This is a genomic window from Kocuria arenosa (assembly GCF_042879215.1).
Lineage (GTDB): Bacteria > Actinomycetota > Actinomycetes > Actinomycetales > Micrococcaceae > Kocuria > Kocuria arenosa.
On record NZ_JBHZTA010000003.1, the window covers coordinates 24094 to 49037 of the forward strand.

At 69.6% G+C, this 24944-nt stretch carries 24 protein-coding genes; 14 read left to right on the forward strand and 10 right to left on the reverse strand.

The features are described 5' to 3' along the window. Positions 1–13 precede the first annotated feature (13 nt). Positions 14–646: a recombinase family protein gene (locus ACFYE3_RS06115; protein ID WP_387607048.1), complete on the reverse strand. Its 633-nt coding sequence runs from the start codon at positions 644–646 to the stop codon at positions 14–16. A 403-nt stretch (positions 647–1049) separates the two neighbouring features. On the opposite strand from ACFYE3_RS06115, the gene ACFYE3_RS06120 reads away from it, so the two are divergent. From ACFYE3_RS06120 to ACFYE3_RS06140, 5 genes are all read left to right on the forward strand, one after another. Continuing rightward, on the forward strand, positions 1050–1652 hold the full coding sequence (locus tag ACFYE3_RS06120; RefSeq protein ID WP_387607051.1) for a TetR/AcrR family transcriptional regulator: 603 nt from the start codon (positions 1050–1052) through the stop codon (positions 1650–1652). Beyond that, the gene (locus tag ACFYE3_RS06125) at positions 1652–2731 is read left to right on the forward strand and encodes an alpha/beta hydrolase family protein (RefSeq protein ID WP_387607053.1); all 1080 of its coding nucleotides are present in this window, start codon (positions 1652–1654) and stop codon (positions 2729–2731) included. Before ACFYE3_RS06120 ends, ACFYE3_RS06125 begins: the two co-directional genes overlap by 1 nt. Before the next feature lie 5 nt (positions 2732–2736). Beyond that, on the forward strand, positions 2737–3144 hold the full coding sequence (locus tag ACFYE3_RS06130; protein WP_387607055.1) for a hypothetical protein: 408 nt from the start codon (positions 2737–2739) through the stop codon (positions 3142–3144). Between the two features lie 112 nt (positions 3145–3256). Then, complete coding sequence (locus ACFYE3_RS06135; protein WP_387607058.1) at positions 3257–3640, forward strand: VOC family protein; 384 nt, start codon at positions 3257–3259, stop codon at positions 3638–3640. Positions 3641–3900: 260 nt separating this feature from the next. Then, entirely contained in the window at positions 3901–4323 is a 423-nt protein-coding gene (locus ACFYE3_RS06140) for a hypothetical protein (protein ID WP_387607060.1), read from the forward strand. A 760-nt stretch (positions 4324–5083) separates the two neighbouring features. Here ACFYE3_RS06140 and ACFYE3_RS06145 read toward each other — a convergent pair. Beyond that, positions 5084–5431, reverse strand: a complete 348-nt coding sequence (locus ACFYE3_RS06145; RefSeq protein WP_387607062.1) for a hypothetical protein — start codon at positions 5429–5431, stop codon at positions 5084–5086. 625 nt (positions 5432–6056) lie between these two features. Here ACFYE3_RS06145 and ACFYE3_RS06150 point away from each other — a divergent pair. The 3 genes from ACFYE3_RS06150 to ACFYE3_RS06160 all read left to right on the forward strand — a co-directional run bounded on the left by ACFYE3_RS06150 (position 6057) and on the right by ACFYE3_RS06160 (position 8321). Further along, complete coding sequence (locus ACFYE3_RS06150) at positions 6057–6398, forward strand: DUF1801 domain-containing protein (RefSeq protein WP_387607063.1); 342 nt, start codon at positions 6057–6059, stop codon at positions 6396–6398. A gap of 88 nt (positions 6399–6486) precedes the next feature. Beyond that, positions 6487–6759 (forward strand): hypothetical protein, encoded by a 273-nt coding sequence (locus tag ACFYE3_RS06155; RefSeq protein WP_387607065.1) that lies wholly within the window; start codon positions 6487–6489, stop codon positions 6757–6759. A 176-nt stretch (positions 6760–6935) separates the two neighbouring features. Beyond that, positions 6936–8321, forward strand: a complete 1386-nt coding sequence (locus ACFYE3_RS06160; RefSeq protein ID WP_387607067.1) for an FAD-binding oxidoreductase — start codon at positions 6936–6938, stop codon at positions 8319–8321. A 312-nt stretch (positions 8322–8633) separates the two neighbouring features. Here the strand turns inward: ACFYE3_RS06160 and ACFYE3_RS06165 are convergent, their stop codons facing one another. Beyond that, on the reverse strand, positions 8634–9314 hold the full coding sequence (locus tag ACFYE3_RS06165) for a hypothetical protein (RefSeq protein WP_387607069.1): 681 nt from the start codon (positions 9312–9314) through the stop codon (positions 8634–8636). Between the two features lie 444 nt (positions 9315–9758). Between ACFYE3_RS06165 and ACFYE3_RS06170 the strand changes: the two genes are divergently transcribed. The 3 genes from ACFYE3_RS06170 to ACFYE3_RS06180 all read left to right on the forward strand — a co-directional run bounded on the left by ACFYE3_RS06170 (position 9759) and on the right by ACFYE3_RS06180 (position 11807). Next, positions 9759–10223 (forward strand): OsmC family protein, encoded by a 465-nt coding sequence (locus ACFYE3_RS06170; RefSeq protein ID WP_387607071.1) that lies wholly within the window; start codon positions 9759–9761, stop codon positions 10221–10223. Positions 10224–10417: 194 nt separating this feature from the next. Beyond that, positions 10418–11353: a polyphosphate kinase 2 gene (gene ppk2, locus ACFYE3_RS06175; RefSeq protein ID WP_387607072.1), complete on the forward strand. Its 936-nt coding sequence runs from the start codon at positions 10418–10420 to the stop codon at positions 11351–11353. 10 nt (positions 11354–11363) lie between these two features. Beyond that, on the forward strand, positions 11364–11807 hold the full coding sequence (locus ACFYE3_RS06180) for an anthrone oxygenase family protein (RefSeq protein ID WP_387607075.1): 444 nt from the start codon (positions 11364–11366) through the stop codon (positions 11805–11807). A gap of 103 nt (positions 11808–11910) precedes the next feature. Here ACFYE3_RS06180 and ACFYE3_RS06185 read toward each other — a convergent pair whose 3' ends face one another. Next, positions 11911–12363, reverse strand: coding sequence for an SRPBCC family protein (locus ACFYE3_RS06185; protein ID WP_387607077.1), 453 nt, complete (start codon positions 12361–12363; stop codon positions 11911–11913). Between the two features lie 61 nt (positions 12364–12424). Then, positions 12425–15250, reverse strand: coding sequence for a phosphoenolpyruvate carboxylase (ppc, locus tag ACFYE3_RS06190; RefSeq protein WP_387607079.1), 2826 nt, complete (start codon positions 15248–15250; stop codon positions 12425–12427). A gap of 227 nt (positions 15251–15477) precedes the next feature. Here ppc and ACFYE3_RS06195 point away from each other — a divergent pair, with 227 nt between their 5' ends. After that, the gene (locus ACFYE3_RS06195; RefSeq protein ID WP_387607082.1) at positions 15478–16017 is read left to right on the forward strand and encodes a hypothetical protein; all 540 of its coding nucleotides are present in this window, start codon (positions 15478–15480) and stop codon (positions 16015–16017) included. A gap of 39 nt (positions 16018–16056) precedes the next feature. On the opposite strand, the gene ACFYE3_RS06200 is transcribed toward ACFYE3_RS06195, so the two are convergent. Further along, a complete protein-coding gene (locus tag ACFYE3_RS06200; protein WP_387607083.1) occupies positions 16057–16560 on the reverse strand; it encodes a phosphoribosyltransferase in 504 nt (167 codons plus the stop codon). 122 nt (positions 16561–16682) lie between these two features. Between ACFYE3_RS06200 and ACFYE3_RS06205 the strand changes: the two genes are divergently transcribed. Continuing rightward, the gene (locus tag ACFYE3_RS06205; RefSeq protein WP_387607085.1) at positions 16683–17258 is read left to right on the forward strand and encodes a cysteine hydrolase family protein; all 576 of its coding nucleotides are present in this window, start codon (positions 16683–16685) and stop codon (positions 17256–17258) included. A 321-nt stretch (positions 17259–17579) separates the two neighbouring features. After that, positions 17580–19571: a hypothetical protein gene (locus tag ACFYE3_RS06210; RefSeq protein WP_387607087.1), complete on the forward strand. Its 1992-nt coding sequence runs from the start codon at positions 17580–17582 to the stop codon at positions 19569–19571. 191 nt (positions 19572–19762) lie between these two features. Here ACFYE3_RS06210 and ACFYE3_RS06215 read toward each other — a convergent pair whose 3' ends face one another. The 4 genes from ACFYE3_RS06215 to ACFYE3_RS06230 all read right to left on the reverse strand — a co-directional run bounded on the left by ACFYE3_RS06215 (position 19763) and on the right by ACFYE3_RS06230 (position 24645). Next, complete coding sequence (locus tag ACFYE3_RS06215; protein WP_387607089.1) at positions 19763–21439, reverse strand: peroxidase family protein; 1677 nt, start codon at positions 21437–21439, stop codon at positions 19763–19765. Positions 21440–21604: 165 nt separating this feature from the next. Further along, complete coding sequence (gene lepB / locus ACFYE3_RS06220) at positions 21605–22144, reverse strand: signal peptidase I (protein ID WP_387607092.1); 540 nt, start codon at positions 22142–22144, stop codon at positions 21605–21607. Positions 22145–22213: 69 nt separating this feature from the next. Then, on the reverse strand, positions 22214–23986 hold the full coding sequence (locus tag ACFYE3_RS06225; protein ID WP_387607094.1) for a multicopper oxidase family protein: 1773 nt from the start codon (positions 23984–23986) through the stop codon (positions 22214–22216). 107 nt (positions 23987–24093) lie between these two features. Then, on the reverse strand, positions 24094–24645 hold the full coding sequence (locus ACFYE3_RS06230) for a hypothetical protein (protein WP_387607096.1): 552 nt from the start codon (positions 24643–24645) through the stop codon (positions 24094–24096). Between the last annotated feature and the right edge of the window lie 299 nt (positions 24646–24944).

Consider the following 24944-nt stretch of genomic DNA (forward strand, 5'->3'; position numbering starts at 1 on the left):
GAAGTGACCCCCGTCAGGCCGTCGCACCGGGATCGGACTCGGCGACAGTGACCGGCCCAGCGGTCACCGGCTCCGGGGGCCGGGGTGGGAGGTGGCGGTAGAGGGTGGTGCGCGTGATCCCGGTCTTGGCCGCGATCTCCGCGATCGTGTGCCCGCTCTCGCGCAGATGCGCCGCGTAGGCCAGCTTGTCCGGGTCCACCACCGAGGGCCGCCCGATCCGCCGGCCCTTGGCGGTGGCCACCGCCCTCGCGTGAGCGGCGCGCTCGAGGGTGTAGGTGCGTTCCATCTGCCCGAACAACGCCAGCAGCACCACCGCCAGCTGAGCCATCGGGTCGTTGGGGTTGGTGGAGTCGACTTTGATCGGGTCCGCCAGATTGCGGACCCCGACCCCTCGCTCGGCGAGGTCGTGGATCAGATTCAGAGTGTCGCGCACGGCGCGCCCGAGCCGGTCCAGGGTGTGCACCACGATCACATCGCCCTCCCGGGCGTAGGCCAGGGCCGTGGTCAGCCCGGGGCGGTCGGTGGTGGCCCCGGACTTCTTGTCCACATAGATCCGCTCGGGCGCGATGCCGACCTGCCGGAGGGCATCGATCTGCCGGTCGAGGTCCTGTTTGGCCGTCGAGACCCGCGCGTACCCTAAATCCATGCGGTCAGCGTTCCGGAACTCGACTCCGTACGAACTAAATAAAACATCGCTTTTGACCTAACTTATGGGACACGACTCGCCGACCATGGACCTCGAAGAAGAAACTCAGTCCAGACCGTCCCACTACCAAGGACGTGGGACGGTCGCCCGAGAGCGATCAACACGTCGATCACCTCGAGCTCGGCCGGTCCGACGACTCCGATCGGGAGGCAAGACCTCGACGCCGCCATTTAGCTCCGCCAGAACACCGCCACTTGTCGCTGCGGTTCACAACATGCGGGCGCAAATTTCTTGGACGAGACGTCTCGCATCCCATCGCTTGAAAGACATTCGGTAGTGGGAAGGGGGTGCTCTCCCATCACCGCATCTATACGATGGAAACTTTCCGTCATAAAGTTCGAGTATGAATGCATACCACCACGGAGACCTGCGACGGGCAGTGCTGGATCGCGCCTTGGAGGTGGTGGCCCAGGACGGTCCGGCGGCGCTGAACCTGCGGGCGATCGCCGGGGACATCGGAGTCAGTCACACCGCCCCGCGCTATCACTTCAGCGGTCGCCGGGGAGTGCTGACGGCGATCGCCGCCGAAGGCTTCGAGAAGCTGCGTGACCGCCTCTCCCAGTTGCGGCGGGAGAGAGCTCCTTTCCTGGAGCTGGGGGTGGCCTATGTGGAGTTCGCCCTGGAGCACCGGGCCCACTTCGCGGTGATGTTCGATCCCTCACTGCTGGACACCGACGATCCGGCGTTCGTGGAGGCCTCCGACGGCGCCTTCGCCGAGCTGCGCATCGGCGTCGATACTCTGAGCGCCCCGGATGCCCAGGAGGATGCTGCGGCTGCGGTCATCGCCGCCTGGTCGCTGGTGCACGGATTGGCGACTCTCGCCCTGACGGGAAACCTCGACCGGGCCCGCATCCGGGACCTGGTCGCCGGCGGGGATCTGTCCTCCATCACCCGACGCGCAGCGGGAATGCTCTACGGCTCCCCTGCTCGCAACGACGGTGCGTGATGGGCCGGCTGCTGCACACCGTGGCCGTGGTGACCGCCGTGGTCCTGTCCACGAGTGCGGCCACGATCGTCATCACCGCGCAGCTGGATCCCGGCTGGCAACAGCGCAGAGCACTGGAACAGCTCCACCCCGATCACCTGGTGGAGGCGCCGGCGACGCCCGACCTCGAGGTCATCCACACCGAGGTCGCTGTCCCACTCATCGGCGGGGACACCTCGGCCGCGCTCGTCTCCCCTGCCGGCCCAGAGCCTGCGACCACGGGGGTGGTTCTGGTCGGCGGCTCGGGACCCTCGACCCGTCGCCAGCTCCTGCCCCTGGCCGATGAGCTGGCGGCCAGGGGCGTGGCGGCGCTGACCTACGACAAGGGCGCCGGCGACTATTCCCTGACCCACCGTGACTACGATCAGCTCGGCGCCGACGCCCCGGCGGCCGTCATCACCCTCAGGCAGAAGACAGGGATCGATCGGATCGGCTTGCTGGGAATCAGTGAAGGCGGATGGGTCGTCACTGCAGCGGCCGCTGAGCCGGGTACCCCGATCGACTTCGCCGTGCTGGTCTCCGCCCCGGTCGTCAGCCCATTGGAGCAGATCTCCTGGACCGTCGACCGCCGTATCTCTGACGCACCACCAGGCCTGCGCCGGATCCCGGCCAGCGTGCTGGCCGCAGGACGCACCATCCTCGACTATCTCGATTTCGACTCCACCCCACGACTGGAGAACATCCAGGTTCCCGTGCACGCAATCTGGGGGGCAGCGGACTCGACCGTGCCCGTCAACGCGGCCTACCGCAGACTTTCCTCCACCCTGGAGACACCGCTCACCGCGACCATCGTGGCGGCTATGGGACACGACCTGATGCCCGGTACGAGCCGCTGGGCCCCGGCCCTCACCGCGTGGATGAACACACCCACCGCTCCGGTACTGACCGGGGTGGAGCCCGACAGGGCCCTGGGGGTCGCCGTGCCACCGCGGAGCATCTGGTTCACCGATCCCCGTCTCCATCTCGCCCTGACGACCGCGACCACCCTCACGGCTGGGCTACTGCCCTGGCGGCACCAGTCACCCCGGACGACAAGGTGAACGACATGGACAACGCACAGCTCATCTCGACCGGCACGATCCTGCTCACGGTCGTGGCCATCGCCTACGGCGGGTCGTTCCTGCTGCGCATCGTCAACGGCACAGCACCGGCCAACGACCTGCAGAGGACCTATTACCGGGCCGGACACGCCCACGCCGGGGTGCTTGTCATCCTCGGACTGGTCGTCCAGCTGTATCTCGCACAGGCACCGGTCGCTCCCCTGCTGGCGCACCTGTCCAACGGCGTCCTGTGGGCGGCGATCCTCATGCCGGCAGGATTCTTCCTCAGCGTCATCGGTCAAGACCCGAAAAAACCCAACCGGCTGCGTCACCTCATCCCCGCCGGCGGCACCGTGCTCACCATCGGACTGATCTCCGCCGGCGTCGGACTCATCGCCGCAGGAACCAGCTGATCTTTTCAACAGACCCCTTCAGGGCCAGCCCTGGCCTGTCACCCAAGAACCTGCAGGAACACCTGCAGCACCAGCACAATCACGATCACGATCACGATCACGAGGAGACATCATGAGCCCGCAGTTCCGCGGAGGACTCAACCTTGCCATGAAACTGCCCAAGGCCCAGTTCGAGGCGACGGTGGCGTTCTACCGCGACGTCCTCAACATGGAGGTCACCGAAGTGCCCAGCCAGAGCCTGGACGGGACGGTGCCCCAAAGCGTGTCCATTCCGTTCGGTCCGGTCACCTTGTGGCTGGACCGAGTGGACAACTACGCCCAGGCCGAGATCTGGCTGGAGCTGTTCACCGACGACGTCGAGACCGCCACCCAGCACCTGGCCCAGCACGGGGTGCCCACCCAGGACGAGCTCGAGGCGCTCCCGACCGGCCTGCAGGCGCACTGGATCAGCAATCCGGCAGGCATTCCCCACGTACTGCGCCATCCCGACTCCTGAGATCCCTCTTTGGCCAGAAGAAGGCGCGCGGTTGCCCGCCAGGCTCCAGGAGGACCAAACCGAGAAATGCTCTCACGAGACATCTCGCATCCCTTGGCTTGGAACACGACCCGATGTCACATTGCTCAGCCTGCTTCCATAGTCATCAGCCCAGGGCCTACCCTGGTCAATCATCACCGAGCTCCCTCCGGCCCGCCGGCGCGACCCCGCCCCAGGTCGCCACCACGAGACAATCCGTCGTCTGCAAACAGGAAAAACGCATGACCACCTCTGCACCTGGGGCTCTGGCCGTCGAGCTGCACCTCGCCTCTCCCACCCAGTGGGTCGCCACCTACTACCCCATGGCGGTCACCCCCGCGGGCCGCTGGGCCGAGGTCACCTGGGATCTGCACCAGCATCTGATGCCCACCACGTCCGCCCTACTGGAGCCGGCCCGGTGGCTGGAAGCGCGCAGCCCCGACCCCGACCACCCCTGCTACGCCGGCCATCAGGCCTGGGCCGCCCACCTGGCCGCCGGCTACGTCATCGCACTGGCCGTCCATGACACCGAGGCCAGTGAGGCGCCCCTCTCGGCCCAGGAGGCGCAACTGTTGCGAGAGGACACGTTCGTCGTTCCGGCCGGTCAGCTCTCGGAGTGGGTGCTCGATGATCTCAGGGGCGAAACCGCAGACGTCTGCGGCTGATCCTGCGCACAGACCAGCCCTTCTCGCTCCGCAGCCCGCCCCGGCCACCGCTATTCACAACTGCACATTGATGTGTCCTGTTGTGAACACCACCACATCCCCGAAATTGCCGGACGGGGCGGGGACGAGCATCCTGGCCTATCAGGGGGACAGGGGATCTGCATCAGACCATCCTCCCGCTTCTGACGCGTCGACCGGTTGCACCGTGGTTCCGGGGGGATCCGAGGTGCGAGCCAGACAATGGTCCGCGACGAAGCAGCACGGGGCGGGGTGGCCGGGGGGCCACCCCGCCCCTGCCACACCCGAGCTCGACACCACAGCGACCGCAGGCGAATCCACCCTCCAGAAGACGCCTTTCAGCCCAGCCTCAGGCCGACGAGTCGTCCCTCCACCCCGGCCAGGCCAGGCACTTCCGAGCGGAGTTGCCCCCGGAGGAACCCGCCTCTTCGAGCTGCCCTCCCCTGGACTCGCCAGGTCATGCGCTTCCGCCACGGCACGAAACCTCTGGTCAGCCACCCTCACGGTGCTTCACACTGGTGCTGTGGCGGAAGGCATTTCCCACACAGAAGGCCGGACACCATCCCATGTCCGGCTTTCTGCATACCCAGCACACCGCTCATCGACGCCGCGGATGACGCTGGTCGAGAATGACCTCCGAAGGAAGGCAGCTAGCCGGCAAGGCGAGCGCTTTGGTGGGCAGGCCCCACACCGCGCACGGCGACAGTACTGCGTGCACCGACTCGGCAATCCGGCAAGGACATCAGAAGCGTGTGCCGGGCTTGTCCCATCCGCCCAGCACCACCGGCTCGAGGGCGGGTTCGAGATAGTCCACATCGCCGGTCGAGACGAGAGCGCCGGGGGCGTGCCCGTCGGCCTCACAATGCACCAGCACGACCATGCCCAGCTCAGCGGGTTCATAGGGGGCGCACAGCACCGTCTCACCGGCACGCAGATTCAACCCCGGCCGATCAACGCGCATCCTGTAGCGGGACAGCTCGGAAACATCGACCCAGGGCATCGGATCGAAGACAAGGCCGACGCCGATGCCCGGTGAGCTCGGCACAGGCCCGGCGCCGGACAGGACGGGCAGCAGATCACAGACACTCATGGCAGTGGTCCTTCAAGTGGTCGAGTGCACCAGGAGCTACAACGAGCTCAGGTGTCGGCGGGGATACTCGACGACGCTGTCCACTTCCAGGCTAGGGTTTCCCACCAGACAAGAGAAGCCGGCTGTCAGACCTGTCATCAGCTGTTCATCTTCCACCGAGACATCAGCACCATGCGTCCGCCGGAAGAACAGCGACGAGACGTCTTGCAACTTTTGACGTCTGAAACGTCTGCTGCAGCCTCGGACCTCCCCGATGCGTGACAACTGCGCGCAGAGCCGGTCCGCCCTGCAGGTTGCCGCCACTGGCAGACCGGGCAGGACCGTTGCTACCCAGGGCACCGAGGGCCATGTCGCGCCACCAGCCCGAGGCAAGCGACCACTGCCGGGGGCGGCGACCTCGTGGCGCGCGCCCTGACAGGTCTCGACCACGAGTGGCATCGCTGCGGCCGATGCGAGAGCCCGGACTAGACTGGGTCGCGTCGATGCCGGCACGGCACATCTCGGCAGCTGCCACGGACCGATTCAAGGGGCGTGATCCGATGAACGATCGCCATGAGGAAGACGCGGGACCGAAGCTGCTCTCGGGGGCAACCCTCAGATCCCCAAGGGTGAGGGTGACGGCCCGGTGCAGGACTACATCGCGGCCATGCCCGGTTGGAAAAAAGATCTCGGGCGAGACCTCGACGACCTGATCGTGCACACGGTCCCCGAGGTGCACAAGGCCGTGAAATGGAACCAGCCGTTCTACGGGTTCAAGGACGAGGGCTGGTTCCTGTCGTTCCGGTGCTACACGAACTATGTGCAGGTGCAGTTCTTCAAGGGGGCCTCGCTGGATCCGGTGCCGCCCAAGGCCTCCAAGCACGCGGAGGTGCGCTACCTGGACATCCGCGAAACCGATGAGCTGGATGCAGTCCCGCTGCGGTCCTGGATTGAGCAGGCCAGCAGGTTGCCCGGCGAAAAGCTGTAGCCCAGCTGCTGGGCGGGCTCGAGTCCGGAGTCCGTTCTTCGTCGAGCATGCCGACAACAGTGCACTCCAAGGAAAAGGCGGAGGGGCAATGATCGCCACTATCGCCCAGGTCACCGACTTCGATCAGTTCCTGGGCACCTTCTCGACCATCGGCGTCGAGAAACGGAAGGAGCACGGGTGCAAGGGTGCCTACCTGTTCCGGGATCCCGATGACCTCAACCGGGTGTGGGTCGTCTTCGACTGGAAGATCGAGGACTACCAGAGGTTCCTCTCCGATCCCGAGATCCCGGCCATCGCACGGGAACTCGCCCTCGCCGAGCCACCGGTGAAGATCGACCCCATTGCGCAGTACGACGCCTGACTCATCCGACTCGACTGCCGGCGGGCGGCGGCGGAGCCTCGGAATCGGGGTTGTCGGGGTCGTTCGTGTCCGGATGTGACGCCGGCGCTGATGCGGCCGCCACGCGTTCCGGGCCACCCTTGAGGCATGCCCCCCGCCCGTTTCCGCGGGGCGCGCACCACCAGAGGGAGTCCTTGATGAGCTCGTCCAACATTTCCCCGGCCGCTCTGGCGGAGCTCGGTCAACAGGTCACCGGGCCCGTGCTCACCGTGCAGGACGATGGCTACGAGCGGGAGACCTCCGCCTACAACCTCGCGACGGCGATCCGCCCGGACGTGGTGGTGGGAGTGGCGGACGCCGGCGACGTCACCACTGCCGTCGCCTGGGCGGCTGTCCATCGCGTGCCCGTCGGTGTGCAGGCCACCGGCCACGGCGCCGACCGGCCCATGCAGGGAGGCCTGCTCATCAACACGGCCCGGCTGCAGGAGTGCACGGTGGACCCGGACACCCGCACCGCGCGCGTGGGCGCCGGCGTACGGTGGCGCACCGTGCTCGAGGCCGCCGTGCCGCACGGCCTCGTCGGCCTCAACGGATCCACGACCGACGTCGGCGTGGTCGGTTACACCCTCGGCGGGGGCATGCCCGTCCTGGGACGGACCTTCGGCTTCGCCGCCGACCGCGCCTGCTCCTTCGACGTCGTCACCGTGGACGGAGCACACCGTACGGTCGACGCCGAGCACGAGCCCGAGCTGTTCGCTCTGCTGCGCGGAGGCAAGGGCAACCTCGGGATCGTCACGGCGATGGAGTTCGAGCTGGTCCCGCTGGATGGTCTCTACGGCGGGGGCATCTTCTATCCCGGCGCTGACGCACGTGAAGTGCTCACCACGTGGTCGCGGTGGTCCGCGGACCTGCCAGAAACAGCCTCCACCTCGATCGCCTTGCTGCGGCTGCCGGAGATGGACATCGTCCCCGAACCGCTGCGCAACCAGTTCGTGCTCCACCTGCGCTACGCGTGCACAGCCGATGAGGAGGAGTCGGCCCGGCTGCTGTCACCGATGCGGGCTGTTTCCCACCCGGTGATGGACACGGTGGGGCCCATGAGCTACCGGGACGTGGATGCGATCCACATGGACCCGCCCGTGCCCCTGCCCTACCTCGACGCCGGGCGGCTGCTGGAGGACATGGGCGAGGCCACCGTCGAGGCGCTGCTGGCACACGCCGGACCGGGAACCGGCTGCCCCTTGCTGCTGGTGGAGATCCGCCTCCTGGGCGGGGCTCTCGGCCGCGCCCCCGAGGGCACGGCCGATCTGGTGGCCGGCCGGGAGGGGTCCTACCTGCTCAACCTGGTCGGTCTCGCGGTGCCTCCGGCCGCCCAGCAGGTCCCGCACGCGATCACCGGCCTGCTGGACGCACTGGAAGGCCACGTGTCCGACAGGACACTGGTGAACTTCCAAGGTGCCCTGGGCGGGGACCCAGGCTCGGCGCGCGCCTGGACCGACGAGGGCCACGCCCGGCTCGTGGCAGCCAAGGCGAACTACGACCCGGAGAATCTGCTCCGTTTCCAGCACGCGGTCCATGCCTGAGCCGGCGCCTGACGGTCGCCACGGAGCACTCCCAGGTGATTGATCGCCCACGGCGTCCGTGTCCTGCGCCGATGGGCAAGAGGCGACCTGGAGGCACCACCCCTCCCCCGGTGAGTTCGTGCGCGAAGAAGTTGCCGGCACTGACGCACGGCTGGGCGACATGGATGACAAGGGTGTCCAGCAGCCAAGTGGTCATGTGCACCGTCCCCCGTGATGTGTTCCGGGAGCGCAGCGGAGTTGCCACCGATGCCGGGGCAGCAGCCGATGCTGGTGGTGTTCCGGCGATGACGCCCGTCGCCCTCGCTCAGGTCCTCAGGGGGACGTTGGTGCAGTGTTCGTGGGCCGCTGTTGCCCCGCGGCAGCCTGGTCGAGCAGCTCGCACAGATCGAAGACGTGCTCGGTGGTGTTCTCGGTGATCTCGGCCGAGACCACCGGCGGGTACTCCTGATCGGGCCCGGGGGTGGATTCCAAGGTCACCGTCTCCACGATGCGACCGGAGAGGAAGAACGAGGCCTGTGGCAGCCCGGCCTCCTCGAACACCTCGAGCTCGAGGGGGTCCAGGGCGATGACCAGGGCCGAGCCGCGGTAGTCGAAAGTCGCCGTCCTGCCGTCGGCGTGATAGGTCTCGAAGGACCGCCCATCCATGCTGAGCTCGTCCAGGCTCGCCCCGTCCGAGGCGCGGGTGACGTCGGCGGTGATCGTTCCGCGATACTCCACCACGGTGTCCCCTGCGGCCGTGACCAGGGCCCGGTATTCGGTGGTGTTGACGTCCCCGGGACTGAACGTCACCTCGGATCCGCACAGTGGCAGGGTCGCCGGCTGGGCGAACTGGTCGGGCAGGGGGCGGAAGGCCCCCTGGGTGCTGGCGGGGGGCCACTGCACCTCCAGCGGGGCCTCGGGCGGGGCGGGTTCGTGCATGGTGGCCGACGCCGGGGTGGCGACACCCAGGAGCAGCGCGGCGGTCGCGGCGGCACAACAGTGAGCAGTACGCATGATCGGTCCTCGGATCGTGGTGCCGAGGACAGGCCGTACAGTGCCAGGAAACGGGTCGGACGCTGTCCACGGCAGCAGCGGTGGCTGGAGCGCAAACGCAGGCGGGCCCCGACATGGCACGCCCGTGGCACCATGGTGCCCGCCGCTCAGGGCCCCGCACCGGACACGGGCACAGGGAACCACCGGATCGTTACCAGCACAGCAGCGGGCCCGTCACAATCAGGATCCGATCGGTTGCTCCTGCGGGCGCCGCGGTACCGGCCTTCCGCGCGTGGTGAGTCGCACGCGGCCCGGAAACACCCTGGCACCGACCACCCCGCCAGCGGCCGCCGCGCCTCTGCGCGACCCGGTCGCCGTGACGGGAGGCCCGGACCAGGCGGCACGCAGCGCGCACCGTTCTCGGAATCCGTCGGCCCATGGGAGCGCGGTTGGCATCATGGGCTCATGAGTGAGATCAACGACCCCGCACCACGCTCCGTCGAGCTGACCCGCACCGCCACCGGCCACTACACCGCCCGCAACTCCGAGGGGGCCGAGATCGCCTTCGGCCGGGGCGAGGGCCTGCTGTCTCCCGTGGAGCTCCTGCTGGCCGCCATCGCCGGGTGCTCGTCCATCGACGTGGACATCGCGACCTCCCGCAGCGCGGAACCCTCGGAGTTCCGGGTCGAGGCCACGGGACAGAAGATCCTGGAGGAGAACGGCGCGAACCGCCTCGAGGACCTGCACCTCTCGTTCCACCTCTCCTTCCCCGACGACGCGCCCGGTCGCAAGGCGGCCGGCATGGTCGAGCGCCTCGTCGCCCTCTCCCACGACAAGTACTGCACGGTCTCGCGGACGGTGGAGCACGGAACCGCCGTCAGCCACGACGTCAGCGTCGGCATCGACGGACCCGCGGACCAGGCTCCGTAGACGCCCCACGGGCGGCCCCGCCCGGGAGCGCTCGCCGGGCGGTTATCCGGCCCCGCCGCGGGACCACGGACCGGCGGGGCGACCGGACCGGCCTCCTGGTGTTCACCGGGAGGTCATGAGCCCGCCGCCCGAGCAGGTCAGGATGACCACGCCTACACTGCGCTGAAGAGATCCTGACCGGAGAGGAACGGCCGATGCCCGACGGAAAACGGCAGTGGATGCCCACCGATCAGTGGGCGGTGCGGGAGAACCTGCGGGAGTTCATCGACCACCTCACGCAGATGGGCTACACCGTGCCCCACGGGCACGAGGAGGACCCGGAGCTGATCGACCCGGGGGGCTCGGCGGTGGAGACGTGGCGGGAGGACCACCCCTACGACGAGCTGATGAGCCGGGAGGAGTACGAGCTCGAGAAGTACAAGCTCCAGATCGAGCTGCTGAAGTTCCAGTACTGGGGACAGGACCACGACCTGCAGCACGTCATCGTGTTCGAGGGCCGGGACGCCGCCGGCAAGGGCGGGACCATCAAGCGGTTCACCGAGTACCTCAACCCCCGCGCCGCTCGGGTGGTGGCCCTGACCAAGCCCTCGGACCGCGAGGCCGGGCAGTGGTACTTCCAGCGCTACATCCGCCACCTGCCCACCGCCGGGGAGATGGTGCTCTTCGACCGCTCCTGGTACAACCGCGCCGTCGTGGAACCCGTGATGGGCTTCTGCACCCCGCAGGACTACGCCTGGTTCATGGACCAGGCCCCGGTGTTCGAGAAGATGCTCGTGGACTCCGGCATCCACCTCACCAAGCTCTGGTTCTCCGTGACCCAGCAGGAGCAGCGCACCCGGTTCGCGATCCGCCAGATCGACCCCGTGCGCCGGTGGAAGCTCTCCCCCCAGGACCTCGCCTCCCTGGACCGGTGGGAGGACTACACCGAGGCGAAGGAGGAGATGTTCCTGCGCACGGACACCGACCACGCCCCGTGGACCACGGTGAAGTCCAACGACAAGAAACGGGCGAGGATCAACGCGCTGCGCTTCTTCCTGGACCAGTTCGACTACGAGGACAAGGACCCGGACGTGGTCTATCCCACCGATCCGCTGATCGTCCGCCGCGGCCGTGACGCCGTCGGCGACTGAACCCCGGATCGTGGAAGCGTGGCTGGTGCTCGCCGCCGGAGTCGGCTCGGGCCTCGTCGGCGGGTTCTACCTGGCGTTCTCCCTGGTGGTGATGCCGGCGCTGCGGCGCCGTCCCGCCGGGGAGGCGGCCTCGGCCATGATCGCGGTCAACCAGGCTGCGGTCGGGGCGCCGTTCCTGGTGCTGTTCTTCGGCACCGCCCTCGCCTGTCTGGCCGTGGTCGGCGCCGGCGTGTCCGAGCCCGGTGCGCTGGTCCGCGTGCTGGGCGGCCTGGCCTCCCTTGCGGGCTGGATCCTGACCATGGCGGTCAACGTCCCGCTGAACACCAGGCTCGCACGCACCGATCACCGGACCATGGCGTGGTCCGTGTACGCGCGGCCGTGGACGCGGGCCAACCACCTCCGGGCGGGACTGTCCGTGCTCGGGGCCCTCGCCCTGCTCCTCCCCCTGCCCTGACCGCCCGGGGGCCCGGCTGCCGGAACGCGGAGCAGCGGTGTCCCCGGCCGTGGTGGTCATCGAGGGCTCCCGCAGCCGAAAGGTCCCCACCACCCGGAAGGGACTAGGAGCCGGGCCCGAGGAGTCCCCGCAGCCTCTCGAAGCTGTCCGTCCAGCCGCGGCGGTGCAGCTCCAGCCGCTCCTCGGTCACGAAGGGCCCCTGGGTCAGGGAGACCTCCGTCGCACGGCCTCGGGCCTCCAGGGACAGGCGGACGACCGTCTCCTGGTCGTCCGCCGTGGGCTCCTCCCAGCGGAAGGTGCAGGCCAGGCGCCCCGGCGGGTCGATCTCGAGGAACTCGCCCGAGAGGTGGAACAGGTCTCCTTCGGGCGGTTGCATGGAGAAGCGGTAACCACCTCCCACCCGGAGGTCGAGTTCGGCCTCCGGCATCGTGAACCCGTGGGGCCCCCACCACCTCGCCAGCTGGCCCGGATCGGTCAACGCCCGGAAGACCCGGTCACGCGGCGCCTCCAGCATGCTGCTGAGCGTCAGGAGCAGGCCGCGGTCATGCTTCCTCATGCCGCCACTGTGGCACCCCGGGGAGCCGCACGGAAGACCGCGCGGACTGCCTCCCGGCTGGTCAGCCGGTGTTGCGCAGGCCGGCGGCCACCCCGTTGATGGTGATGAGCAGGGCGCGCTGCAGGCCCTCGTCGACCTCCTGGCCCTCGGCGTCCTGCTCCCGGATCCGGCGGAGCAGCTCGACCTGCAGGTAGGAGATGGGGTCGAGGTACTGGTCCCGCACCTCGAGGGTCTGCTTCAGGGTGGGGTTGCCGTCCAGCAGCTCCGCCTGTCCGGTGAGCCGGGAGAGCTCGTCGAGGGTGAGCTCGTACTCGCGGCGGATCGCCTCGAACACGTGCTGGAGCCGCTCGGGCACGAGCGCCCGGACGTAGTGGGCGGCGATCTCCAGGTCGGTCTTCGCCACGGTCATCTCCACGTTGGAGATCACGGAGCGGAAGAAGTGCCAGCGCTCCAGCATGGTGCGCAGGTCCTCCTCCATCCCCGCCTCCCGGGCGGCCCGCAGGCCCGAGCCCACCCCGAACCAACCGGGCACGATCTGACGGGACTGCGTCCAGCCGAAGACCCACGGGATCGCCCGCAGCCCGGACAGGCCCTTGTCCGACGACGGGCGCTTGGCCGGGCGGGAGCCGATGTTCAGCGCACCCAGCTGCTCCACCGGGGTCGCGGACAGGAAGTACTCCGGCAGGTCGGGGTCCTCGACCAGGCCCGTGTAGGCGGCGAAGGCCGCGTCGCTGACCACGTCCATGACCTCGCCCCACCGGTCCAGCTCCTCCTCGGTGGAGCGCGGATCCTGGTGCAGCGCCGTGGCGCGCAGCACGGCGGCCAGGGACAGCTCGAGGTTCTCGCGGGCCAGGGCGGGGAGGGAGAACTTGTCGCTGATCACCTCTCCCTGCTCGGTGAACTTGATCTCGCCGGCCAGCACGCCGCTGGGCTGGGCGAGGATCGCGTCGTGGGTGGGCCCGCCGCCGCGGCCCACGGACCCGCCGCGGCCGTGGAAGAGCCGCAGCCGCACGCCGTGCCGGGCGGCGACGTCGCGCAGCCGGCGCTCGGTCCGGTGGATCTCCCACCGGCTGGTCATCACCCCGGACTCCTTGTTGGAGTCGGAGTAGCCGAGCATGACCTCCTGGATGTTCCCGCGCGCGGCGACCACCCGACGGTAGGCCGGGTCGGAGAGCAGCTCGTCGATGACCTCCGCGGAGCGGCGCAGCTCCTGGACGGTCTCCAGCAGCGGTGCGAAGCCGAGGGTGGCACGGTCCTGCGCGCCGGTGAGGTCCACCAGCCCGGCCTCGCGGGCCAGGATCACGGGGGCCAGGATGTCGTCCGCGTCGCGGGTCATGGACACGATGTAGGTCTCGACGATCTCCTCGCCGTACGTCTCCTGGGCCCGGGCGATCTCCCGGAAGACGGCGAACGTCCGGTCCGCGTCGCCGTCGAGCTGCACGGCACCCGTGGACAGCCCCGGCGGGGCGAGCGGACGGCGGCCGGCGAGCTCCCCGGCGAGCACCACGGCGCGCGCGGCGCGGTCCATGTCCGCGTAGGGCTGGTCCAGCTCCCCCAGCCGGTCGAGCAGCTGCCCCACGGCTTCGTGGTGGGCGTCGGCGTGCTCGCGGACGTCCAGGGTGGCCAGGCCCAGGCCGAAGCCGGCGATGGTGCGGGTCGCCGCGGCGAGCGAGCCGCCGGCGGCGAGCGCGCCCGCGTGGTGGCGCAGCGAGCGGGCCACCACGTCGAGGTCCGCCACGAGCTCGGCGGTGGTCCGGTAGTCCCGGCCCGGTTCGTGGACGGTCTCCTCCGCGAACCGGCGGCGGGTGTTGATCAGCTTGGCCTTGATGCAGGTGAGCTTGAGCCGGTACGGCTCCTGCGCGTTGAGGTCCAGGACCCGCGGGTCCAGGCCGGGCAGGTGCGCCACGTCCCGCTCCACGGACTCCCGGAGCTCGGGGTCGACCTCGACGATCGCGGTGGAGGGGGACAGCCGGGAGACGAGCACGTCCAGGAAGCTCAGGGCGATGTCGACGGCCGCCTGCCCCTGCAGCTGGAGGACCCGGCGGGTCATCTCGGGGGTGACGTTGGGGTTGCCGTCCCGGTCCCCACCGATCCAGGACCCGAAGCGCAGCGGCGGGGGGCCGGCCGGCAGGTGCACGTCGTGCTGCGCGAGCTGGTCCTCGAGGTCCGCGAGCAGCACGGGCATGGTCTCGATGAGGACCTCCCGCAGGTAGTACAGGGCGTTGCGGGCCTCGTCGAGCGGGGTGGGCCGGTTCTGGCGCAGCTCGTCGGTCTGCCACAGGAGCTCGATCAGCTCGGCGAGGCGCCGGTCCTGGCTGCGGCGCGCGGCGGAGCCCTCGGGGGTCTCACGGGCCAGGATGTCGGAGAGGTGCCGGATCTTGGTCAGCACGGAGCGCCGGGAGGCCTCGGTGGGGTGGGCGGTGAACACCGGCCGGACGTCCAGGCTGCCCACGGCCTCCCGCAGGGCGTCGGGACCGGCCTCGGCGACGACGTCGGTGACGGCCGCGGCGAGCCATCCCTCGTCCTCCGGGCGGCGGCCGAGCACGCGCACGCGGTGCACCTGCTCGGCGGCGTTGGCCAGGTGGAAGTAGTGGGCGAAGGCCCGCACCAGGTCCGTCGCCCGGTCGAGGGGCAGGGAGCCGAGCAGGTCCCGGACCTGGCCCGCGGCGTCGTCGGCCCCGGAGGCCTTGGCATCCTTCGCGTCCTTCGCGTCCTTGGTGAGCCGGCGGACCTCCTCGACCAGCTCCAGCAGCTCCTCGCCGCGCTGGCGGGCCAGGGTCTCCCCCAGCAGGGTGGTGATGCGGCGGACGTCCGCACGCAGCGGCGCGTCGATCACCTCGGCGCGGTGACGGTCGGGGGCGGCGGTGCGGTCGTGCTGAGTCGTCATGTCGCGGCTGCTCCTGGCTGGTCGGTCGTCGCGGTGGCGCGCACGACCGACGAGCGGTCGCGCCGTCGGTGCCTACCGTGCCACCCTACCCCGGGTGATCCACGTCGCAGGAGAGGCCCCGCAGAACGCGCTCGTGGAAGGCCCCCGTGGAAACCCGTGCCGGGCGGACCCCGGGGGCGGTAGGTTCGGCGGTGAGCACACCCAGCACGCGCCAGGAGGCACAGGCCATGAGCCAGCACCCGCACGGTCCCGGCGGCCCGCACCGTCCGGACGGCGGGCCGCCCCCGCAGTTCCCCGGCGGACCGGGCGCACCAGGTCCCGGGATGGTTCCGCCCCGGCCGCCGATGACCGCCCAGCTGCGGCTGCTCCTGCGGCTCACGCTGCTCTCGCTCGGAGTGAGCGTGGCGGACACGTTGGTGCAGGCCGTCGCGGGTCCCAGCACGCTCCTGCCCGGCATGGAGGAGCTGGTGCGGGTCCCGGGGCTGCCCGGAGGCGGTCTGGCCGCCGTGCTCGCGCTCTTCGGCGTGGTGCTGACGACGGCGCTCTACGCACTCGTCTGGTTCCCGCTGCGGGAGCAGCTGCAGTGGGGCTGGATCCTCGGCATCGTCTTCTGCTCCCTGGCCGTGCTGGGCGACCTCTTCGACCTGGCGGTGTTCCTGCTGGGCGGGCACCTGCTGCCCGCGCTGAGCACCACTGCCCTGGTGGCGGTCAACGTCGTGTGGCTCGTCTCGGCGAGCCGTCCCGGGGTGCGCGCGGCGCTGCACTGACGGAGCGCGTCTCCGGCGAGGGGCGCGGCCCGGACGCGGTCAGGAGCCGGCGGTGACCGGCGGGGCGGCCGACCACGGGAAGACGATCCAGTCGTCGGTGGCCTTCCACAGGTAGTCGGGCCGGATCACGGAGCGGGGCTTGCCGTAGATGACGGCTGAGCGCGCCTCGGCGCCCAGGCCGCGCAGCAGCTCCAGCACCAGGGCGAGGGTCCGCCCGGAGTCGGCCACGTCGTCGACGACGAGCAGCTTCCGGCCCGCGATGGACTCGGTGTCCAGCATCGGGGCGAGCAGCACGGGGTCCGGCAGGGTCTGGTGGACGTCCGTGTAGAACTCCACGTTGATGGCGTCGGAGAGCTTGACCCCCATCGCGTAGGACAGCGCCCCGGCCGGGAGCAGGCCACCGCGGGCCACGGCGATGATGATGTCCGGCAGGAAGCCGCTGTCCACGACGCTCTGGGCGAGCTCCTGGGTCGCCTCACCGAAGCGTTCCCAGGTGAGGATCTCCTTGCCCTCGGGCTCGAGGGCGTCCGCGTGATAGGCCATGCGCCTCAGGCTACCGGAGCCCCGAACGGGTGGAACCGCGACCCCATTGGTAGTAAGTTCGCTGATCAGATCGTTGCCCACGGGAGTTCCCCTCGGGATCTCCCCGCATCCGAGAGGACGCCATGACCCAGCATCCGGAGCAAGGCCGCACCGCCCTGCTCGTCATCGACATGCAGAACTCGTACTTCGACTTCCCCGAGCTCGAGGAGCAGCGGGAGTCCGTGACGGAGAAGGTCAACGAGCTGATCGCGGCGGCCCGCGACGGCGGCTGCCCGATCCTGCTGATCCGCACCCAGCACGAGCGGGACCGCTCGACGTGGACCGTCAACATGCACGACGACGGGCAGGGCTTCGCGTTCCCCGGCACGGAGCAGTCCGAATACGTGGCCGGTCTCGACACCGAGGGCGGGACGGGGCTCGTCAAGACCCGGGACAGCGCGTTCTTCGACACCGACCTCGCGGCCCGGCTGCGCAACCTGGGCGCCACCCACCTGGTGCTGTGCGGGATCTCCACGCACAGCTGCGTGTCCCAGACCGCGGTCGACGCGTTCGCCCACAACTTCCGGGCCGCCGTGGTCCGGGACGCCGTGGCCTCCGAGAACACGGACCTGTCCCGGGCGCTGCTGGCGTTCCTCGAGGACGAGATGCGCCAGGACATCCTGGACCAGGACGACGCCGTGGCCCAGTTGCGGGGCTGAGCACCGCCACGTGCGCACCGGTTCGGTGTGACGTCGTGCGTCGCAAGTGCGAACGCGCTGTCGCACCGTGCCGCCGGCGCGGTGCGACGGACACCGGCCCACCCCTCCCCTGCAGGTCATCGGTGGCCGTGTCCCGCGGAACGCCGGTCCGGCGCAGCCCTCCCGACCAGCTCCGGATGCCGGGGCGCGGGTGGTCGCCATCTGCCGGGCGGGCGGCAAGCTGTGACGAACGTGTCGTTCGGCGCAGGTGCGACAGGGTTTTTCCAAGCGCCGATCCACATATTTGCGGTGTTATCACCACCCGCTCTATGAGGAGACATCATGAGCACGTCAACCCGCCCCAGGGAGCTCTTCCGGGACCCACCCAGGCGATCTCACGTCCGCCGGGGTCTCGCAGCGTCCTTGGCCCTGGCCCTGGGGGTCACGGGCGTCAGCGCATCGGCCGCCGCGACCAAGGTCACCGAGACGAACAAGAATCAGCTGGAGGCCGTCGGCCCGGTGAACAGCAAGTACGGGTTCCCGGCCTGGTACGAGGACAAGACCGGGACACGCCTGGAACTGTGCGACGACGGCGGCAACCCACTGTGCGGCCTGGCTCCTGAGGAGGGCTTCGACCCGGAGCAGCCTCTCGCGCTGCCGGGCAACTTCCCCCACGAGATCTTCTACATGCTGGCCGGTTCCGAGCTGGACCTTCCCGGTGGGGGAAGTGCAGTGCTGACGCTCGGTCTGGAGGCCGCCTTCGGCAACGAGGTGGCGCCCGGGGAACAGATGGTGTTCGCCCGCCAGCGACTCGTAGTCAAGGACGGGCCGGCCAACAGCACGTTGTCGTTCCCGCACCCGTACGGGACCATCGAGGTCGACACCGACGCCGAGGGCAACGCCAAGCTCGTGGAGGACATCGCTCCGGCTGTCGGAAACTTCACCACGCCGCTGGGGAGCAACCTCGGCCCGTTCCTGAAGTGGGACACCGGGGCTCCCGCGGGCTACCTCGGCAACCCGGACGTCCCGCACAGGATCGTGGGGGGTCTTCGGAACACCTTCTCCATGACCGGCACGAACTCGGCGACCGGCGCGGCCGTCTCCGCGAGCACCGACCTGTTCACCGTCCAGGGCAAGATCGCCACCAACACGGGGGTGAAGGCGGAGCAGGCCGTCGTGAACGACGGCTTCCTCGACGTCTTCGCGACCAGCCGAGGCGATGTCCTCGAGGTGTCCGGGCAGAACATCCCGACCACTCCGCTGGAGAAGGCACCCGGGGACTCCGAACTCGCCTATGCCCGCATCCAGCTCAACGGCGCAGCACCCAGCGAGGTGACCGTCACGAACCGCACCGACGACCCGCAGAGCACCAGCACCGTGAGCGTGAGCGACGTCTCCATCCCCACCGCCGCCACGTACGACGGCACGAAGCTGACGGTCACGGCGAAGACGTCGCCCGGGTCCACCCCGAAGGTCGTCGGCGTCAAGGGATTCGACGGCACCATGGTGGCCGGCGCCGACAGCACCCACGAGGGCTCGTACGAGACCGTTGCGCCCCCGGTCCACGTCACCGTCGAGACCGGCTCCGGCAAGGCCACGGTTCCCGTGGTGGTCACCGGCGGCGAGGTGTCACCGGCCGCGGTCCCTGCTCCCCCTGAAGGGGAGAACCCCGGTCCTGTCACGGAGACCGAAGGAGGCGCGGGCGGAGGCACCGGCACGCCGGCCGACGACGCCGAGAAGCCGACCGCTGCCGTCGCCGCGCTGTCGACCTCCGTCGCCCGCGCCGTCGCGACCGAGCTGGACGGCAGCGGTTCGACGGACAACGTCGGCGTCGTCAGGTACGAATGGTCCCAGAAGGAGGATCCCAGCGCTCCCAAGGTGACGTTCGACCGGACGGACGTGGCGAAGCCCAAGGTGACCGTGCCGTTCTTCACGACGGCCGCCGCCACCGCGCCCAAGGCACCGGACACGGACCCGGTGCTGCAGCTGGTGGTCATGGACGCCGCCGGCAACAGGAGCGATCCGGTGACGATCACGCTGAAGAGCGACGACACGGTGACCGCCGCCGCCGCCTCCCGGCACCGGGTGGGCAAGGAGATCCGGCTCTCCGGCACGGCCGTGGTGGCCGGCGCTCCGACGCTGCTGAACCCGGTCTCGTCGGTCAACATCTACAACACCAGCACCGGTACGCCCGTCAAGATCGCCTCGGCGCCGGTGGACACCCTGGGCAACTGGGAGTACCGGGCCAAGCCCGGCCCCGGTCAGCGGGTGTCCAGCATCCTGGTGGAGTCGACGCGCGGCGGCACCGCAAAGGGGGTGGTCGCAGCCGGATAGCAGCACAGACGCAGTAGATCATCCCCCGCCGGGCCCCTGTTCCGAGAACCCTCGGAGCAGGGGCCCGGCCCCGTTCCTGCGTGCCGTGGTCCGCCGTCGGATCGCGGCACGGGGGACACGCACAGGACCGTCCTGCCCGGAGGGGCAGGACGGTCCTGTGCGTGTGCTGATGCCGGCCGTGCCTGACGGGCTCAGCCCGCCCTCTCGACCTCCGTCTCGTCCTCGTGCGGCTCCTCCGTCTCGTCCTCTGCGCCCTCGTCCTCTGCGTCCTCGTCGCCGACCGGCATGTTCTCGAGGGCACCGGCCATCTCGAGGAAGTCGCCGCACTCGAACGGTGTCCTCGCAGGCGCCCATCCGGTGGGGGCGTTGAGGAACGAAGTGCGGTCCAGGGAGAGGATGCCGAGGACGACCTCCGCGATGATCCTCCCGCCGACGGGACCCAGCGTCCTGCCGCCGAGCAGCTCAGCCTCCTTGAGGATGTAGTACCAGAGCGGTGCCCGGCCGTTCCAGCCGGGGTCCGTGAGCCCGAGCCTGTCGTTGGGGATGGGGGCCACGCCCATGGCCTTGGCGACGTCCTGGCCGGCCGGCAGGCCCAGCCGCTTGCCCCGCAGCAGGTTCCGGTGGGCCAGGGAGAGGATGGCGCCGTCGACGTGCTGCACCACGGTCGGCGGGAGCTCGTCGAGCGGGAGCGCCAGCTTGGTGTCGATCAGCCGGGTCATGTTGCGGTCGTCCGGTTCGCTCATCCCGGGGACGTCGAAGAAGTAGTTCCAGTCGGCCCGGGCTCTGGTCGGCAGCGGGCGGGAGCCGCGGAGGTCGTTCGACGGGTGCCCGAAGAAGGGAATGGTGACCGCGTCGTGCATCTCGTACTCGGCACGGATCATGCTGTGGCCGAACCGGTAGGCGGCCACCGAGTACTCGATGGGCATCATGGGCCGGGTGGGATTGCCGGGTTTGTAGAACTTGCAGTCCACTCCGGTCGGTCCGCCCCGGCGCGGCCTGAGCATGCCGCTCACCAGGCCCTTTCCCACCATGCGGGGCAGGAAGTCGTGCACGATCAGCCACTGGTAGTGCCACCGGGTCAGCTGCTGCGCCTGCTGGAACGTCCTGCCCTCGTCCACGAACCTGTTGTGCAGCTGCAGGAAGGTGAGGTGGAACTGGGCGACGATCAGGTTCTCGTCGTTGCGGTGGTCCCCGATGATCGCGGTGCCGTCCGCGTTGCGCGGCAGGTCCGGGAAACCGTCGTGGTTCTGCCCGATGCGCATCCGGCGCCGATCGGCCGGGTCGTAGAGCTGGGGGTCGGCGGCCGGCCCCCTGCCGTAGACGGAGCCCAGCTCGAAGAAGGGGGTGTCGAAATTGGTGAGGCCCTTCGGGTCCATGTCCTGCTGCGGCATGGGCGTCTTGTCGAGCGTCATGTCGTGGTCGATGAACTGCCCCAGGTAGGCGTAGCCGGCGGGAATGTCCGGGTTGTCGAACCCGTCGTTGCTCAGCGAGACGTCGGCCAGCGGCGGGGTGCGGTCGACCATCTGCTGCGCGAGATCCGCCAGCAGGTCGTCGCTCGGGGCGAAGGCCGGGAGCTTCTTGAACATGACCCCGAAGCGTCCCTCCTTGGTCCGCCCCGCGGTGACCGCGATGTCGGAGCCGCGTGGCGCCCCCGTACCGTGGCCCGACCTGGCCGCGCTCAGCACCCGGGCCGTGGCGGGAGCCGTGGGTGCGGGAACCTTGGGTGCGGGAGCCCTGGGCGCGGCATGGGCCTGGCCGGTGACCGGCAGCGCGGCCAGGCCGGCCATCACGCCGGTGAGGACACCCCGGCGCGAGACGCCCTCCCCCGCCGTCCCCTCCGGCACGCGGATCCTCTTCGTGGTTTTCATCGGATGTCCTTCTCCCCCAGCTGGTGCATGTGCAAACAGACAACGGTGCGGGTCTTGGAAATACCTTGCAGATGCCTGGTTCATGACATGGAGGAGCGGGACCGGGACGAGGGGGGTGGCATGTCCCGGGCCCGCTGGTGCGGTTGCCGTCGGGCGGCGGCGGACTCAGGGCCGGGGCAGCAGGACCGTGGCTTCCAGGTCCTCGGCGGGAACGGTGCCGAAGTGCCGGGAGTCGACCGACACCCCCCGGTTGTCGCCCATGACGAAGACGTGCTCGTCGGGGACGGTGACCGGGCCGAAGTAGGTGCCGTCGATCCGGCTGTGGTCGACGAACGGCTCATCGACCGTCCTGCCGTCGACGACGAGGCGGGAGTCCTCGATCGCCACGGTCTGTCCGCCGGTGGCCACCACCCGCTTCACGATCGTGCTGCCGTCATCGGGGTGGGGGAAGACGACCGCGGTGCCCGGGGACACCGCGGCGGGATCGGGGTCGAGCTTCAGCAGCAGCGCCACGCTCCTCTGCCCCATCGTGGGCTCCATGCTGTCCGAGGCGACGACCACGGGGTCGATCAACCAGACCCGGACGGCCAGGACCAGGGCCACGCCCAGCAGGACCGCCCAGACCGTCCGCGGCCCGATGGGGCGGTGACGGGTCCGGTCCGGCTTCTGTCGGGTGGGGACGGGGACCGGGCTCAGCTGCAGCATGTCAGCTCATCCTTTCTTCTCGGGACAGCGCGTCCGCTGCGCCCGTACGGCGGCGACAACAGGTGAACGTCATTTGCCGGCACGCGGATCCTTGGTCTGCGACTTCTTCCCGGAGTTCTTGGTGGGCGTGGGCGACGGCGTGGGCGACGGCGTGGGCGACGGCGTGGGCGACGGCGTGGCCGACGGCGTGGCCGACGGCGTGGGGGAAGGCGTGGGGGAAGGCAGGGTGCCGCTCGTTCCCGCCGGCACCGCCGGGGCCGCCGTCATCGGATCGTTGGGGTCCGGGTCCACGGACTCGCCGACCTGGTACTGCACCATCATGTCGTGGTCCTCGTGGACCAGGTTGTGGCAGTGCACCATGTACCGGCCCTGGTGGGGGCCGAACTTCATGAGCAGCCGGACGGTCTCGCCCTCCCCCACGTAGACGGTGTCCTTCGGCCCCTTCTCGTAGGCGAACGGGGCCCTGCCGTTGCGGCCCAGGATCTTGAAGTCCACCAGGTGGATGTGCATGGGGTGGAACCACCCGCCGGAGCTGTTCTCGAACTCCCAGATCTCCGTGGCTCCCAGCGGCACCTCCGCTGCGACCTTCCGGTAGTTGCTGGCGATCACCTGCTCCCACGTGACCCCGTCGATCGTCCACATGCCGTTATCGCGCTTGACCCGGAAGCGCCGCGTCCTGGACGACCTGCTCTCCTGCAGATCCATCACCTCGCTGCCGGCGAGAGTGGTGGGAATCCGGTTCCAGGTGGGGTCGGACGTGTCCACGGGCTCGTCCACGACGTCGAAGGCCATGATCTTGTTCGTGAAGTCGTAGTCGACGTTGTTGTCGTTGGACAGGTTCTGGAGCTCGACCCTCTGTCCCGCCCGGTACTTGCTGAAGTCGACGAGGAACTCGTAGCGCTCGGCGCTGGCGTGCCGGTACTCGCGGACAGGCTGGGCGGTGGGCATCAGCCCGCCGTCCGTGGCGACCATGACGAGCGGGTCGCCCGTGCTGAGCCGGGGCCGGAAGGACCGGGAGATGCAGCAGTTGAGGAAGCGGAACCGGTAGACCCGCTTCTGCACCTTCATGACGGGCCAGGGCCTGCCGTTCACGAGGATGACGTCCCCCCACAGCCCCGACTGGCTGTTGTCGTCGTAGCCCAGGGAGCCGTTGGCGGCGAACATCGCGTCGGAGACGGTCAGTGCGACGTCGTACTTCCCCCGCGGCAGGAGTCGCTCCGAGGCGGCGTCGTGCATGTGGTACTGCCCCGCCAATCCCGAATAGGCGTTGAGCGCGGTGTGGTGGACCCCGTGGTCGTGGTACCACAGGGTCCTGGCGCCCTGGAAGTTGGGGTACTTGTACGTCTTCTGGAACCCCGGGCGCGTGATGTCGCTGGCGTAGCCGTCGTACTGGGGCAGCGACGCGGAACCGTGCAGGTGGGTGGAGGTGTCCAGGCTGTGACCGTCCAGGGCGTGCTGGCGCGGCAGCTTGTTCACCACGGTGAGCTCGACCTTCGTGCCCTGGTAGACGTCGATCGTGGGGCCCGGGAAGATGCCGTTGTAGCCGAGAATGGGCGTCAGGAGACCCGCCTTCGGCAGGATCTGGGCCGAGGCGGCCTGCTCCGTGACCGTGTAGTACCTGATGGGCTTCCCGTCGGCGGGATCGATCGTGGGTCGACCGAGCGGGTCGTCAGGACCGAGGACGGGCGCCTGGGCGAACTCGGTCCGGAACGGCCTGGGCATCAGGGAGTCGGCGAGCGCGCTCGCCGACTTGGCGTTGACCGCTGTCGTCGGCACGCCCAGAGCCGCCCCTGCGACTCCCAGCCCGCCCAGCAGCAGGACGTTTCTTCTCGAGACGGCCATGATGTTGTTCCCCCTTGGATCGGGACCGTTGCGCTTCGCGCGGTCCCGCGCTCTTGTCAAGACGTGTGATGGAACGACCTGTCCCCCGACCGGGTCGTTCGGTGCGGTCAGCGTCCTCTGCTGCCGCTGTGGTGTTCGGTACCCATCGACAGACGCACGTCGCCGGCTCCGGCGAGGGTCAGCTCGAGGGCTTTGTCGGGCACCTCGAAGACCAGCTCCGCCTGCACGGTCTCGTTCTGCGCGAGCGGAGCCTCGGACGGCGACGCCCAGACCACCTGCGACGTGCGGCCCCCGAGCCGCTCCACCACGTAGTCGTCGGCGTCGAACTCCAGGCCTTCGGGCTCCATGGCGGTGAGCTCGAGCAGGACGATCACCAGGTGGGCGCCGCTCGGAACGTCTCCGGCGAGCTCCGCCGGCACGTCCCGTCCCTCCTGGGCGACGAACTGCGTGTACGGCATGACCCCGTTGAGACGCGCGAGCCCTCCGGGCACGGACCCGGAGGCGCCGAGCATGGTGCCCGGCTCCTTCTCCGCGGAGAGGGCACCGTGCGCCAGCACCAGGAGGACCGCCAGCAGGAACACCGCCGGCAGCATCCAGCGGTGACGTCTCCGCCGGGCCGGTGAGGTGTCGATGACGGCTGTTGATTCCAGAGTGGTCATGACTCCACGGTCGGCACGGGACCTTGGAGAAACGTTGCGGTGCGGACCGATCACCTCCGCACGTCGTCCGGTCGGGGGACAACCACCCCGTGTTCATGACGTTCCATGTCAGCGACCGGCGCCTGCGAGGGCTGCGGTCGGGTCCGTCCGGCCCTCCGGGCGGACTGCTGCCGGGCGAGCCAGGCCCGGACCCGCGGGGCCGGCGTCCCGCGCACCGGCCGTTCCCTATGGCACACCCCTCAGATGGGGGGGTGCCCCACCCCCCACCCGGTGCTGTTGGCCGAGGGGAGCCGACCGCC

Bases quoted from the DNA above. Each gene is read 5' to 3' on its own strand.
- ACFYE3_RS06115 (WP_387607048.1), bottom strand. From the start codon at position 646: ATGGATTTAGGGTACGCGCGGGTCTCGACGGCCAAACAGGACCTCGAC.
- ACFYE3_RS06120 (WP_387607051.1), top strand. From the start codon at position 1,050: ATGAATGCATACCACCACGGAGACCTGCGACGGGCAGTGCTGGATCGC.
- ACFYE3_RS06125 (WP_387607053.1), top strand. From the start codon at position 1,652: ATGGGCCGGCTGCTGCACACCGTGGCCGTGGTGACCGCCGTGGTCCTG.
- ACFYE3_RS06130 (WP_387607055.1), top strand. From the start codon at position 2,737: ATGGACAACGCACAGCTCATCTCGACCGGCACGATCCTGCTCACGGTC.
- ACFYE3_RS06135 (WP_387607058.1), top strand. From the start codon at position 3,257: ATGAGCCCGCAGTTCCGCGGAGGACTCAACCTTGCCATGAAACTGCCC.
- ACFYE3_RS06140 (WP_387607060.1), top strand. From the start codon at position 3,901: ATGACCACCTCTGCACCTGGGGCTCTGGCCGTCGAGCTGCACCTCGCC.
- ACFYE3_RS06145 (WP_387607062.1), bottom strand. From the start codon at position 5,431: ATGAGTGTCTGTGATCTGCTGCCCGTCCTGTCCGGCGCCGGGCCTGTG.
- ACFYE3_RS06155 (WP_387607065.1), top strand. From the start codon at position 6,487: ATGATCGCCACTATCGCCCAGGTCACCGACTTCGATCAGTTCCTGGGC.
- ACFYE3_RS06160 (WP_387607067.1), top strand. From the start codon at position 6,936: ATGAGCTCGTCCAACATTTCCCCGGCCGCTCTGGCGGAGCTCGGTCAA.
- ACFYE3_RS06165 (WP_387607069.1), bottom strand. From the start codon at position 9,314: ATGCGTACTGCTCACTGTTGTGCCGCCGCGACCGCCGCGCTGCTCCTG.
- ACFYE3_RS06170 (WP_387607071.1), top strand. From the start codon at position 9,759: ATGAGTGAGATCAACGACCCCGCACCACGCTCCGTCGAGCTGACCCGC.
- ppk2 (WP_387607072.1), top strand. From the start codon at position 10,418: ATGCCCGACGGAAAACGGCAGTGGATGCCCACCGATCAGTGGGCGGTG.
- ACFYE3_RS06185 (WP_387607077.1), bottom strand. From the start codon at position 12,363: ATGAGGAAGCATGACCGCGGCCTGCTCCTGACGCTCAGCAGCATGCTG.
- ppc (WP_387607079.1), bottom strand. From the start codon at position 15,250: ATGACGACTCAGCACGACCGCACCGCCGCCCCCGACCGTCACCGCGCC.
- ACFYE3_RS06195 (WP_387607082.1), top strand. From the start codon at position 15,478: ATGAGCCAGCACCCGCACGGTCCCGGCGGCCCGCACCGTCCGGACGGC.
- ACFYE3_RS06200 (WP_387607083.1), bottom strand. From the start codon at position 16,560: ATGGCCTATCACGCGGACGCCCTCGAGCCCGAGGGCAAGGAGATCCTC.
- ACFYE3_RS06205 (WP_387607085.1), top strand. From the start codon at position 16,683: ATGACCCAGCATCCGGAGCAAGGCCGCACCGCCCTGCTCGTCATCGAC.
- ACFYE3_RS06210 (WP_387607087.1), top strand. From the start codon at position 17,580: ATGAGCACGTCAACCCGCCCCAGGGAGCTCTTCCGGGACCCACCCAGG.
- ACFYE3_RS06215 (WP_387607089.1), bottom strand. From the start codon at position 21,439: ATGAAAACCACGAAGAGGATCCGCGTGCCGGAGGGGACGGCGGGGGAG.
- lepB (WP_387607092.1), bottom strand. From the start codon at position 22,144: ATGCTGCAGCTGAGCCCGGTCCCCGTCCCCACCCGACAGAAGCCGGAC.
- ACFYE3_RS06225 (WP_387607094.1), bottom strand. From the start codon at position 23,986: ATGGCCGTCTCGAGAAGAAACGTCCTGCTGCTGGGCGGGCTGGGAGTC.
- ACFYE3_RS06230 (WP_387607096.1), bottom strand. From the start codon at position 24,645: ATGACCACTCTGGAATCAACAGCCGTCATCGACACCTCACCGGCCCGG.